This window comes from Streptomyces spororaveus, assembly GCF_016755875.1.
Classification (GTDB): domain Bacteria; phylum Actinomycetota; class Actinomycetes; order Streptomycetales; family Streptomycetaceae; genus Streptomyces; species Streptomyces spororaveus.
In genome coordinates this window covers 7,925,075-7,937,460 of record NZ_BNED01000005.1, presented here as the reverse complement: position 1 = coordinate 7,937,460, position 12,386 = coordinate 7,925,075, and the positions used below count along the sequence as shown (strand labels likewise).

Here is a 12,386-nt window from a genome sequence, read left to right as displayed (position 1 = left end):
GCCCTGGTGCAGGTGGGGCGAAGATCGTCGGGGTAGTCTCCGGGGGCTGTCTCGGGTCCCACGGGCCCGGGCGGAATGCTCGGTACAGGGAAAACGCGGGGGCAGGTCGTGCAGGGGCGGTACGCGGAACGGGAGCGGATCGAGCAGTTGCTCGCGGACGCCCGCCGGGGGATGAGCGGTGTCCTGCTGGTGCACGGTGAGGCCGGGATCGGGAAGACCGCCCTGCTCGACCACGCCGCCGGGCGCGCGCACGGGGTGCGGGTGCTGCGGGTGGAGGGCATCGAGTCGGAGATGGAGATGGCCTTCGGTGGGCTGCACCAGCTTCTTCTCCCGGTGATGGATCTGGCCGGCTTGCTGCCGGAGCCCCAGGCGGCCGCGCTGCGGTCGGCGTTCGGCCTGAGCGGTGACGGCGTACGCGATCGCTTCAGCGTCGGGCTCGCGGTTCTCACGCTCCTGTCGGAGGCCGCGGCCGACGGCCCGCTGCTGTGTCTGGTCGACGATGCGCAATGGCTGGACCAGCCGTCGGTGGACATGCTGACCTTCGCCGCGCGCCGGCTCCGGGCCGAGGGCGTGGTCATGCTCTTCGCGGTCCGCGACGGAGCGCCCGGTGCCGCCGTGAGGGGGCTGCCCCGGATGCTGGTGGAGGGCCTGGACCGGGCGGACGCGGCCGAGTTGGTGCCGGGCCTGCCCCCGTACGTCGTGGACCGCGTCGTCGAGGAGGCCCGTGGCAATCCGCTGGCCCTGATCGAACTGTCGGCCGCGCTCACCCCGGCCCAGCGCGCCGGACGGCTCGGCCCGTCCGCGCTGCCCGACGCGACCGCCGGGCTCCCCAGCCGGCTCCAGGACGGCTTCCTGGAACAGATCCGCCGACTGCCCGAGGCCGCCCAGGTGGTGTTGCTGGTGGCCGCCGCCGACGACACGGGGGACCTGACCGTCGTACTGCGTGCGTCGGGCCGGCTCGGCGCGGCGGTCGAGGACCTGGAGCCGGCCGAGCGCGCCGGATTCGTCCTGCTCTCCGGGGAGGCGCTGCGGTTTCGGCACCCGCTGGTGCGGTACGCCGCGTACCAGGGGGCCCCGCTCGCCCGGCGTATCGCCGCGCACCGGGCGCTGGCCGGGGCGCTGGGTGAGGCCGGCCAGGCACACCGGCGTGCCTGGCACCTGGCCGCCGCGTCGACGGGCCCCGACGAGGAGGTCGCCGAGGAGCTGGAACGAGTCGCCGAGTGGGCCGACAGGCGGCAGGCGATGGCATCCGCGTCGGCCGCGTACGAGCGTGCCGCGCAGCTCACGGCCCATCCGCGGTCGCGGGCGCGGCGGCTGGTGTCGGCGGCGCAGCGGGCCGCCGACGCCGGACAGGACGAGCGGTGCGGCGTGCTCGCCGACCAGGTGCCGCTGCCGCTGGAGGACCCGGGCGTCGCAGCGAACTTCGCGCGCGCCCGGGCCGTGGTCGAGCTGGGCTTCCGCAGGCCGGAGGAGGCGGCTCGGATCCTGGTAGAGAGCGCGGACCTGACGGGTGCCCGGCGGCCGGACATGGTGGCTTCGCTGCTGACCGACGCGGTTCACGCGGCGTTCTCCGCGGGGAACGCCGCGCTGATCGAGGAGATCGCGCTCCGCTCCCCCGCGCTGCCCGTGCTCGCCGTACCGGCCAGGCTGTTCGGCGGTGACGTGCACGGCGGGCTGGAGGCGGTCCGCGCCCTCGTCGACATGCCGGCCGACGGCGTGATGGACCGCCTGATGACCGGGATCTACCTGCAGTTGACCGGCGATCACAGGGCGGCCCGGGAGGCGGCCGCCGGAGTCGTCGCGCACTGCCGCGACCAGGGCGTCAGCGGCTGGCTGCCCACCGCGCTGCACCTCCTGGTCCAGACGGAGCTGTCCCTGGGCCACCACGAGGAGGCGTCGGTACGGGCCGCCGAGGCGCTCCAGCTGGCCGAGTACTACGACCTGGCCCACCGGGCCGCCCACCTGCGTGCCGCCCTGGCGATGCCGGCCGCCGTCCGGGGCGAGGAGGAGCGGGTCCGTGAGCTGACCGGCGCGGCGTCGGAGTACACCCGGCCGCGCGGGGTGGGCCGGGGCACGGCGGACGCCCTGTGGGCGCGCGGCGTGCTCGAACTGGGCCTCGGACGGGCGGATGCGGCTCTGGAGCAGTTGGAGGCGGCGGGTCGGGAGGTGACCCACCCGCTGCTCCGCCTGCCTCTGCTGCCGGATGTGATCGAGGCCGCGGTACGGGCCGGCCGCCCGGAGCGGGCCTCGGAGGCGGCCCGGTCGCTCGGGGAGTGGGCGACCGCCCTGGGACAGGACGCCCTCGCGGCGTCGGCCCGCCGCTGCCTGGCGCTGACCGGGCCGGACGATGAGGCCGAGGAGCACTTCGTCGCGGCGCTGGCCCTGCACGACGGCGGGAGCGAGTACGACCGGGCCCGTACGGCGCTGCTGTACGGGGAGTGGCTGCGGCGCCTGCGCCGCCAGATCGACGCCCGGGACCAGTTGCGTGCCGCCCTGGAGGGTTTCGAACGGCTGGGTGCGCGGCCCTGGGCCGACCGGGCCCGTACGGAACTCGGCGCCGCGGGAGGGGAGACCGGGCTGACCGTTCACGAGGACGGGCCGATCAGTCTGCTGAGCCCGCAGGAGCGCGAAGTGGTTCGGCTGGCGGCGGCCGGCGCCAGCAACCGGGAGATCGGCGCCCAGCTGTTCCTGAGCCCGCGCACGGTCGGGCACCACCTCTACCGCGCCTTCCCGAAGCTGGGCATCAGTTCCCGCACCGAGCTCGCCGGCCTGTTGGCCTCATGAGGCGGGACCCTGCTCCGGCGCCGACCAGATCAGCCGGGTCTGCGCGGTCCGGTAGCCCGCGCGGGCGAACGCCGCGGCCATCGGCGCGTTGTCGGTGTCGGTGGTGGCGGTGATCAGTTCGGCCCCCGCCTCCACCTGAACCCGGGTGATCTCGGCGAGTACGTCGTCCACGTATCCCTGTCCGCGCAGCTCGGGCACGACGCCCAGGTAGCCGACGTTGCGGCTGTACGGCGTGGCGGAGGGCAGGGCCAGCCCGGCGACCTCGCCGTCCGGGGTACGGGCGAGGCGCCACCAGGAGCGCTCGCCGGGGCAGCCGAGGTAGAAGTCCACCTCTTCCTGCGCGGTGGCCTCGGGCCCCATCAGCGCGAGATTGCGGCGGGTCTCGCCGTCCAGGCTGCCCACCGCGATCCGCCGGAAGACGTCCAGGAACTCCTCGTCGGTGCCCTCGGTGAAGGTCAGCCGCCCGCTGGAGGCGGGCAGCCCGGCATCGGGGGTCCATTCCAGACGCAGTCGTTCCACCACGTCGGTGAGCCCGGCCGCCAGCGCGGCGTCCCGCCGCCAGTCGGCGGCCGCGACCGTGGCGGGGTCCTCGCGCCAGCCGTTCGGCAGGGTCAGGTTGTAGAGCGGGAGCTTGGGCGCGCCCTGCTCGGCGAAGGCGCGCAGGCCCGCGCTGATCAGCCTGGCTCCGAGGGCCGAGCGGTCGGCGACCGAGGGGTCGACGTACAGGCAGTCCAGCGCGACCGGGTGCTCGCTGGTGGCCCGGCCCCACCACAGGGCCCGGGCGACCACCCGGCCGTCCTGCTCGGCGATCCAGGTCCACTCCGGGCGGTACATGCCCTCCTTGAGTTCCTCCAGGTACCGGTCGGCGGGGATCCAGCCGACCGGTTCGTCGACCGTCACGGCGGTGACACGGTCGAGGTCGGCTTCGCCGGTGGGGCGGATCAGTACCGGGATGTCGGTCTCCTTGGTGTAGGTGGTGATGGTGGCGCCGGTGTTGAAGACCCGGGAGTCGGTCAGCCTGAAGCTGTCCGGACGGAACGGCGCGTCGAAGAGCGGTGTGCCGGAGCCGATGACGACCGGGTGGCGCTTGATGATCAACTCATCGATCTCCTCCAGCAGTTGCCCGGCCAGGTTCGCCCCGCCGCACAGCCAGATGCCCTCCCCGTCCTGCTTCTTGAGGCCGCGGACGAACGCCACCGGGTCGGTGGCGACGACCTCCACGGCCGGGTCGGGCCGGGCGAGGGTGCGGGAGAAGACGTACTGCTTCAGGTGGGGGTAGGGGCTGGTCACCCCGACCGCGAGACCGGGCTCGTAGGTGGCACGGCCCATCAGCACCGTGTCGAAACGCTTGTTGGGGACCCCGTCGAGGTCCAGCGGCCCCCGACCGTGGGCCGGGACCGTCTCGGGGTACTCCGCCCGCAGTGCGGCGGCGAAATCGCCCTCGAAGGGGAAGAAGTCGAACTGACCGTCGGGGCCCGCGATGAATCCGTCGAGGGTGGTGCCGACGTAGTAGGTGAGCTTGCGCACACGTCCTGCTTTCGTTGCTTGTCGTTGTGCTCGGTGCTTGGCGCTTGGCGCTTGGCGCTTGGCGCTTGGTGACGTCACTGACGCTATGGCTCGGGACCCGCGCAAGGCATCAGTCACTCCGACGTAACGTGACCGGCCGTCGAGGTACGAGGCACGGTCGACGCCGCAGTGTCGTCGTGGACGTGGGGGACCACCCTGGGGGGAATTCCGCGACGGGCTAAAGCCTTCCGGTGGGATCCGGGAAGCCAGGCAGTAGGTCTCGTCACCGGCTGTTGCTCCGAAACTCATGAGGCCGACGATCGCTTTGTCGCTCGTGGCGATGAGGGCGCTTCCCGAATCTCCGTCCTCGAAGTGCACGCCGTCAGGATCTATGCTCATCAGGTCGCGCCAGAGCGCCGCTCTCCCGCCTGACCAAGTTGTCCGGACCGGGCCATTCAGGGCCGAACAGGGCCTGAACGAAGCCACATCAGCGCGGCTGCATGTCGATCAGGAGCTGGTGGATGCCCGCCAGGCCGGTCAGGTGGAGCGCCCTGGAAGCGGAGGACGCGGCGAGCCGGCCGCCTGCTCGCCGCGCAGCAGGCAGCCGCCGCCGTGCTGCAGGGATGTGCTGCCGACCCGTGAAGCCGGGCCACTGGCCGCGTGGTTGGTCCGCCACCCTGGCGTCGAGATCAATCTGCCGGGACTGGGCGGGTGCCTACGCCAAGGGCGGCCCTACTCGGCCACCGTCGAAGTCTGTCGGTCATAGACGTGCCGGCCGCACAGCCGCGGGCAGCTGCAGGCTCCAAGTGCCACGAGCTCCGCCCGCAGGGCCTCCGAGGCGTTGGGGTGATGAACGATGCGTTGGCGAAGAATGAACCACCTCGTGCCAGCCCGCTTCGCCTCCAGATCGGCGAGCCAGCGCAGTGCGGTGTCCGGCAGGTTCGGGTTGATCAACGCATTCCACTGAACCGACGAATCCACGTCCCGTGCGAGACGATCCAACGCATCAGGCGGTGCCAGGGGACTGCGCGCCGTCCACAGCCGCACCGGTCGAATCTCATCGACCGCGAGCGAACGCAGACGCTCAGCGGTCACGTCCGGACTCCTCGCCTCAAGAACGCGGCGGTATCCGCTGAGACGTTCGGCCGGGGTCCGCACAACTCGTCCTCTCACGGGCCTGATGATGCCACGGGCCATCGGCTGCGACTCATGGACATCACCCGACCGAGGTTCCGGGCGCCTCCCAAGCCCGTGAACAACGGCCCGCAGGGCGGACACCGCTGTCCCGGCCTCTGGCCGAGGGACGGCCGGGGGGCCGTTCATTCCGTTGCCGGTGACCAGGCGGCTTCGGCCGCCTGTGCGGTGGGGTGCGTGGGGAAGACGTGGTCGAGGCCGACGACACGGAAGATCCTGGTGACTCTTTCGGGTACCGCGGCCAGGGCGATGGTGGCGTGGGCCGCGAGGGCGTGGTTGCGGGCGGCGATCAGAGCGGTGATTCCGCTGGAGTCGCAGAAGGTGAGTCCCGCCAGGTCGATGACGAGTTGCTGGCCTTCCCCGACAGCCAGTCCGGGCAGAGCTCCGCGGACCTGGACGGCGCTGTGATGGTCGAGGTCTCCGGCGAGTTCGATGACGGGGCCGGCGGGGGTGGTGCGGGTGTTCATGCTCAGCTGGGTCACTGCGGCTCTTCACGGTCGGGGCGGGAGGGCACGCTGACGACCAGGACGGCGGTGTCGTCGTCGACCCCGGTGCCCAGGCCGTCCAGGAGTCCGCGGATCGCGGCGACGGTGTGCTCGGCGGTGGTGGGGGCCAGCTCGCGCCCGAGGGCGAGGAGCGCTTCCTCGCCGTAGCGGTCCTCGTCCGTCGTGGTGGTGTGGGCTTCGGTGAGGCCGTCGGTGTGCAGGAGAAGGGTGTCGCCCGGGTCGAGGTGGAAGGTGGTGGTGGCGACGTGGGCGTCGGGCAGGACGCCGATGAGCTGTCCGCCGGGGGTGGGGAGGTAGTCGGCGGTGCCGTCGGCGCGCATCAGCAGGGCCGGGGGGTGGCCGCCGCTGGCGAGGGTCATGCGGAAGCCGCCCCGTTCCTCGTCGGGGGTGAGCAGCCCGAAGACGACGGTGCAGAACCGCGGGTCGTTGCCGTTGTACTCGTGGTTGAGGACGGTGTTGAGGTTGCCGAGGACCGCGGCCGGGTCGGGGTCGTAGACGGCGGCGGCGCGCAGGGTGTAGCGGGCCAGTGAGGTGACGGCCGCCGCGGCCGCGCCCTTGCCGCAGACGTCGCCCAGGAACAGGCCCCAGGCGCCGGCGGCCAGGGGGAACAGATCGTAGAAGTCGCCGCCGACTTCGTCGATCGAGGCGATGTGGTAGTGGGCGGCCACGTCCAGGCCCGGGACGTTCGCCAGGGCCGGGGGGAGCAGGGTCTGCTGGAGGGTGGAGGTCAGCTGCTGGAGGCGTTCGCGTTCGCGCTCCGATTCCCGCCGGGCCCGGAGCAGCTCCTCCTCGTAGGCGCGCCGGTCGCGGGCGTCGAAGACGGTGGTGCGGATCAGCAGGGGCCGGCCGTCCCCGCCGGTCTTGACGGTCGAGGTCACCAGCACCGGGATCCGGCGGCCGTCGGCCGCCTTCAGCTCCAGCGCGATGCCGCTGGCCTCTCCCCGCATGTGCAGCAGCGGCGCGAAGTGCGTCTCGTGGTACAGGCGGCCGCCGACGGTGAGGAGGTCGGAGAACTTCCTCCTGCCCACCAGGTCCGCCCGCCGGTGGCCCAGCCAGTTCAGCAGGGTGGTGTTGATCTTGGCGATCTGCCCGTCCAGCAGCGTGGACAGGTACCCGCACGGGGCGTTCTCGTACAGGTCCTCGGCGCTGTCCTCCAACAGGGCGGAGAACGCCGGTCCTCGTCCGAACAGCGCTCCGGGTTCGGATGGTCCTGCTCGTCGGTCCGCGACATCAGGACAAGGCCCGTGTGAACGCGGCGATCGCTTCCGCGGTCTCCTCGGGGGCGCTGAGCTGGGGACAGTGCCCGGTCGCGTTCAGGGTGACCAGCCGGCTGCCCTTGATCCGGTCCTGGACGTAGGGACCGACCTCCGGCGGGGCGATGGCGTCGCTGGAGCACTGGGCGACCAGGGTGGGCACCGTCACCCGGTCCAGGTCGGTCCGGCTGTCGGTCAGGAACGTGACGCGGGCGAAGACGCGTTGGATGTCCGGATCGGTGGCGCAGAAGCTCTTCGTCAGCTCCTCGCCCAGCTCGGGACGGTCCGGGTTGCCCATGATGACCGGAGCCATGGCCCCCGACCAGCCGAGGTAGTTCGCGTCCAGGGACTGGAGCAGTTCCTCGATGTCCTCGGCGGTGAACCCGCCCCGGTAGCCTGCGGCCGGGTCGTCGATGAAGCACGGGGAGGGCGCGAGCAGGACCAGCCCGTCGAAGTACCCGGGGTGGCGTCCCGCGGCCAGTACGCCCATCATCGCGCTCACCGAGTGCCCCACGAAGGTCACCGGCCCCAGGTCCAGCTCGCGGCAGATCTCCAGCACGTCCTCGACGTAGCCGTCCAGGCCGGAGTACCGCTCCCTGCTCCACGCCGACAGGTCCGACCGGCCCGCACCCACGTGGTCGAAGAGCACGACCGTGAACTCGCGCTCCAGCGCGGGCAGCACCAGGCGCCACATGTTCTGGTCGCACCCGAACCCGTGCGCGAGCATCACCACGGGGCCGCCCCGCAGGCCGGACACCCGCACATGATTCCTGTTCCGCACGGTCATGCGGCTCATCCTCGCAGAGGATCCAGGAGGTCAGGCGCGTGCCACCGACTCACCGTGGTCGGCGCCGACCTCGGTCACGGCCGCCGCGGGTCCTCGACACCTCTAGGATGACGAGGGTGACGGCGACAGACAGTGACATCGAGAAGGCGGTCGGTGTGCTGCGCGCCGGCGGCCTGGTGGCCCTCCCGACCGAAACTGTCTACGGATTGGGCGCCGACGCGGAGAATCCCGCCGCCGTCGCGCGCATCTTCCGGGTCAAGGGACGTCCGCCCTCCCACCCGCTGATCGTCCACATCGCCGACGCCGCCCAGCTGGACGACTGGGTCCAGGAAGTACCGCCCGCGGCGCGCCTGCTGGCCGAGCGGTTCTGGCCGGGGCCGCTCACCCTGGTGCTGCGGCGCGGTCCGCGTGTGCCCCTCGAAGCGACCGGCGGACTGGAAACGGTGGCGGTGCGCGTGCCCGACCACCCCGTCGCCCTGGCGCTGCTCACGGCATTCGGCGGCGGCGTCACCGCCCCGTCCGCCAACCGCTTCGGCTCGGTGAGCCCCACCACGGCGGACCATGTCCGTACCGAGCTCGGCGAAGGCGTCGATTTCGTGCTGGACGGCGGGCCGTGCGAGGTGGGCGTCGAATCGACGATCGTCGACACCACGGGCGACGTCCCGGCCATCCTGCGCCCCGGCGGCGTGGCGCGCGAGGACCTCGAAGCGGTGTGGGGACGCCCGTTCGCGGCCCCCGGGGCGAGCCCCGTCCGGGTGCCGGGCCAGCATCCGTCCCACTACGCGCCGCGCGCCCGGGTCGTCCTCGTCGAGCCGGACAAGGTCGTCCAGGAGGCGGAGCTCGCGCGGGAGTCGGGCCGGCGGGTGGGCGTCTTCCTTCCCGCCGACTGCGCGGACACCGCGGTGCGGGCGCACGCCGTGGTACGGGTCCCCGGTTCCATGACCGCCTACGCGCGCGGCCTGTACGGGTTCCTGCGCGAGCTCGACCGGCAGGGGTGCGACCTCATCGTCGCCTCGCTGCCCGTGGAGGAGGGTCTGGGTCCGGCGATCGCCAACCGGCTCCGCCGCGCCGCAGGTCCCCGTCCCTAGGGGGTCTCCGGCGGGTGGGCGGCGAGCCAGTGGCGTGCGATCTGCTCGCGGGTGGCGATCCAGGCTCCGCCGCGCCGTGCCACGTGTTCCAGGAACCCGTCGAGCGCGCGGATCCGGCCCGGGCGCCCGATGATCCGGCAGTGCATGCCGACGCTCATCATCCGGGGACGGTCGGCGCCCTCGGCGTGGAGCGTGTCGTAGGTGTCGACGAGATACGTGAGCATGTCGTCCGCGGTCGTGAAGCCGTGGACGATCAGGAACTTGAAGTCGTTGGCGTCGAGGGTGTACGGCACCACGAGGTGCGGTTGCCCCTCGTCCGTCCCGACGTAGAACGGCAGGTCGTCCGAGTAGTCGTCGGAGTCGTAGAGGAATCCGCCCTCCTCGACGACGAGGCGGCGCGTGCGCGGGCTCGTCCGGCCGGTGTACCAGCCGACGGGCCGACGGCCGACGAGCTGCTCGATGGTCGCGATCGAGCGGGCCATGTCGGCGCGTTCGACTTCCTCGGGGACGTGCCGGTAGTCGATCCAGCGCCAGCCGTGGCTCGCCACCTCCCAGCCCGCGGCACCCATCGCCTTCGCCGCCTCCGGGTTGCGGGCGAGGGCCTGCCCGACCGCGTACACGGTGAGGGGCGCGCCGTGCGCCAGGAGCGTGCGGTGGATACGCCAGAAGCCGGCGCGCGAGCCGTAGGCGAACATCGACTCGACGTTCAGCTCGCGCCCGCCGACCACCGGGGGTGCGCCGACGAGTTCGTGGAGGAAGCCCTCGGATGCGGGGTCGCCCTCCAGGACGTTCCGCTCGCCGCCCTCCTCGTAGTTGAGGACGAGGCTGACGGCGACGCGGGCGCCGCCGGGCCATGCGGCACGGGGCGGGGAGGCGCCGTATCCCACGAGATCGCGCTGCTGCTCGGACACGGTCGGCACCCTACCGCCGGGACGGGCGCGGGCCCCGTCACGCCACCGTTCTAGAGTGAGGGTCCCGAACGGAGAGGTGGGCCATGACGAACCGTCACGCGGTGGTGGTCGGAGCCGGAATCGGCGGCCTCACGTCCGCCGTCGCGCTGCACCGCCGGGGCTGGCGCGTCACCGTCTGCGAACGCGCCCCCGAACCTCCCGTCACCGGCGCCGGCATCGGCCTCGCCCCCAACGCCCTGCGCGCGCTCGACGCCGTCGGCGTCGATGTCTCCCGCGCGATCGGCGGCGCCGTACCCGCGTCGATGGGCGTACGCCGCCCCGACGGCCGGTGGCTCACCCGGGCGGGCACCGCGGACATGACCGCCCGCTACGGCAGGGCGCCCCTCGCCGTCCCGCGCCGGGCCCTCACCGCCGCCCTGGCAGCCGCTCTGCCGTCATCGGCCGTTCGTCACGGCACCGAGGTGACCGGTGTCGACGATGCCGGGGGCCGACCGCGCGTCCGTACGGCGGGCGGCCCGGACCTTCGGGCCGATCTGGTCGTCGCCGCGGACGGCATCCACAGTCCGCTGCGCCGCGCGTACTTCCCGGCGCACCCCGGGCTGCACTACCTAGGCGAGACGGCCTGGCGGACCATCGTGGACGCCCCTGATCTGCGGATACCGGCCATGAGCGAGACGTGGGGGCGGGGGAGGCGATTCGGCGTGACCCCGCTCGTGGACGGCCGCTACTACCTCTACGCGACCGCGGTCGTCCCGCCGGACACCCGCTTCGCCGACCCGCGCACCGAGCTGCGGCAGCGTTTCGGCGCCTGGCACGAACCCATTCCGGCCCTGCTGGAGCGCGTCGGACGCCTCGATCCCGCCGACGTCCTGCGGAACGACCTCTACGACCTGGCCGCCCCGCTCCCCCGCCTGCACCACGGCCGGATCGCCTGGCTGGGCGACGCGGCCCATGCCATGGCCCCCAATCTCGGCCAGGGCGGCTGCCAGGCCATCGAGGACGCGGTGGTCCTCGCCCATCTGCTGCCCGCCGGAGAGCGCACGGACGACGTGGACGGCGCGGATCGCGCGGACCATGGGGACGCCGCCGTTCAGGCGGCCCTCGCGGCGTACACCGCCGCCCGCCGCGACCGTACCGACGCCGTGCGCCTGCGGGCCCGCCGCGTGGGTCGTCTGGGCGTGCTGCGCGCTCCGGTCGCGGTGGCCGCCCGCGACCTCGCGGTCCGCGCCACCCCGGCCCGGCTGGCCCTGCGCGGCATGGACGACCTCTTCAACGGTTTCCGGCTGCCCTAGGGGGCCGTGCGCGCCGGGAAGGAGAAGCGGTAGCCCTGCTCGGTGAGCCAGGGCAGGTACTCCTTCAGCGCGGCGACGGTCTCGCTGCGGTCGCCGCCGCCGTCGTGGAAGAGGACCGTCGGCTGCTGGGGGAGCTTGCCCTCCACGGCGGAGAGGATGGCCTTCAGGCCCGGCCTGCTCCAGTCCTGGGGATCGACGCTCCAGCCCAGCGGGCGCATCCCGCTCGCGGCGGCGATCGCGCGGCTGTCGGGGGTGAATGCTCCGCCCGGCGCGCGGTAGTAGGTGACGGGGACCCCGGGGACGGCCTTCTCGATCATGGCCTTGCCCTCAAGGATCTGCTGCCGCTGGTAGGCGACGGGCTTGTGGTCCATCGTGACGTCGTGGTCGACGGAGTGGTCGCACAGCTGGTGCCCGTCGGCGGCGACCGCACGCACCAGCTCCGGGTACTTCTGCGCCTTGGTGCCGATCATGCAGAAGGTGGCCTTGACGTGGTTCTTTCGCAGTGTCGCCAGGACCTGGGGGGTCCAGCGGGGGTCCGGGCCGTCGTCGATGGTGATCGCGACCTGGCGGCCCGCGCCCTCGGCCAGCCGGGAGATTCCCAGGGGGACCCCGGAGGCGCCCCGAGCGGCCTCGTGGGCAGCGCCCTGAGCAGCCTCGTGGGCAGCGCCCTGGGCGGAGCCTGCGGTTCCGGCCGGTGCCGCGTGGCCGGAGGGGGGCACGTCCGGGACGCGGTCCACCGAGCCGTCCGTGGCGGCGTACGCCGGAGAACCGGCCGCCGCCAGGAGCCCGAGAAGGGCGGCCGCAGCGGTGTACCCCGCCCGTCGACGACGAGCGGCACTGGTGGTGATGCGCATGGACGTGCTCTTCCTTTGCCCTCAGCCCCCGGATCTCGCTGGTCGGTCCAGGCTAGGTCATCCGTTCGGAGTACCCGTTGGGCTGAATGGCCCGTTTTGTGTGGCTCAGTGCACACCCGTCCCCCGGCGGGAGGCCGACACCCTCGGAGTGCCAACGGCTCCGGCGTTTCCGTGGTGCCGCGTCGCGTGTGAGCAGTGTCACGGCCGGCGG

At 72.9% G+C, this 12,386-nt stretch carries 10 protein-coding genes; 3 read left to right on the top strand and 7 right to left on the bottom strand.

All coding sequences use genetic code 11. The features are described 5' to 3' along the window. The first annotated feature begins 108 nt into the window (after positions 1–108). The gene (locus tag Sspor_RS38240) at positions 109–2,784 is read left to right on the top strand and encodes an ATP-binding protein (RefSeq protein WP_202203220.1); all 2,676 of its coding nucleotides are present in this window, start codon (positions 109–111) and stop codon (positions 2,782–2,784) included. Here Sspor_RS38240 and Sspor_RS41370 read toward each other — a convergent pair. The 5 genes from Sspor_RS41370 to Sspor_RS38210 form a co-directional block, all read right to left on the bottom strand. After that, positions 2,779–4,311, bottom strand: a complete 1,533-nt coding sequence (locus tag Sspor_RS41370) for a dihydrofolate reductase family protein (RefSeq protein WP_308445566.1) — start codon at positions 4,309–4,311, stop codon at positions 2,779–2,781. The two genes, Sspor_RS38240 and Sspor_RS41370, sit on opposite strands and share 6 nt — an antisense overlap. Positions 4,312–5,022: 711 nt before the next feature. Then, complete coding sequence (locus Sspor_RS38225) at positions 5,023–5,385, bottom strand: hypothetical protein (RefSeq protein ID WP_202203219.1); 363 nt, start codon at positions 5,383–5,385, stop codon at positions 5,023–5,025. 224 nt (positions 5,386–5,609) lie between these two features. Then, positions 5,610–5,966, bottom strand: coding sequence for an STAS domain-containing protein (locus tag Sspor_RS38220; protein ID WP_237404214.1), 357 nt, complete (start codon positions 5,964–5,966; stop codon positions 5,610–5,612). After that, positions 5,963–7,180 carry a PP2C family protein-serine/threonine phosphatase gene (locus Sspor_RS38215; RefSeq protein ID WP_202204104.1) on the bottom strand — a complete coding sequence of 406 codons (1,218 nt, stop codon included), beginning with the start codon at positions 7,178–7,180 and terminating at the stop codon, positions 5,963–5,965. The genes Sspor_RS38220 and Sspor_RS38215 overlap by 4 nt, the downstream gene beginning before the upstream one ends. Before the next feature lie 40 nt (positions 7,181–7,220). Further along, entirely contained in the window at positions 7,221–8,030 is an 810-nt protein-coding gene (locus tag Sspor_RS38210) for an alpha/beta fold hydrolase (protein ID WP_202203218.1), read from the bottom strand. A gap of 107 nt (positions 8,031–8,137) precedes the next feature. On the opposite strand from Sspor_RS38210, the gene Sspor_RS38205 reads away from it, so the two are divergent. Continuing rightward, on the top strand, positions 8,138–9,118 hold the full coding sequence (locus Sspor_RS38205) for an L-threonylcarbamoyladenylate synthase (protein ID WP_202203217.1): 981 nt from the start codon (positions 8,138–8,140) through the stop codon (positions 9,116–9,118). Here Sspor_RS38205 and puuE read toward each other — a convergent pair. Continuing rightward, positions 9,115–10,029 (bottom strand): allantoinase PuuE, encoded by a 915-nt coding sequence (gene puuE, locus Sspor_RS38200; RefSeq protein WP_202203216.1) that lies wholly within the window; start codon positions 10,027–10,029, stop codon positions 9,115–9,117. The two genes, Sspor_RS38205 and puuE, sit on opposite strands and share 4 nt — an antisense overlap. A gap of 83 nt (positions 10,030–10,112) precedes the next feature. On the opposite strand from puuE, the gene Sspor_RS38195 reads away from it, so the two are divergent. Continuing rightward, a complete protein-coding gene (locus Sspor_RS38195; protein WP_202203215.1) occupies positions 10,113–11,321 on the top strand; it encodes an FAD-dependent oxidoreductase in 1,209 nt (402 codons plus the stop codon). Here Sspor_RS38195 and Sspor_RS38190 read toward each other — a convergent pair. After that, positions 11,318–12,175, bottom strand: a complete 858-nt coding sequence (locus Sspor_RS38190; RefSeq protein ID WP_202203214.1) for a polysaccharide deacetylase family protein — start codon at positions 12,173–12,175, stop codon at positions 11,318–11,320. The genes Sspor_RS38195 and Sspor_RS38190 overlap by 4 nt on opposite strands. Positions 12,176–12,386 lie beyond the last annotated feature (211 nt).

What these genes read in the sequence shown, in the direction of transcription:
- Sspor_RS38210 (WP_202203218.1), bottom strand. Translation starts at nt 8,030, where the DNA reads ATGACCGTGCGGAACAGGAATCATGTGCGGGTGTCCGGCCTGCGGGGC.
- Sspor_RS38205 (WP_202203217.1), top strand. Translation starts at nt 8,138, where the DNA reads ATGACGAGGGTGACGGCGACAGACAGTGACATCGAGAAGGCGGTCGGT.
- Sspor_RS38195 (WP_202203215.1), top strand. Translation starts at nt 10,113, where the DNA reads ATGACGAACCGTCACGCGGTGGTGGTCGGAGCCGGAATCGGCGGCCTC.
- Sspor_RS38190 (WP_202203214.1), bottom strand. Translation starts at nt 12,175, where the DNA reads ATGCGCATCACCACCAGTGCCGCTCGTCGTCGACGGGCGGGGTACACC.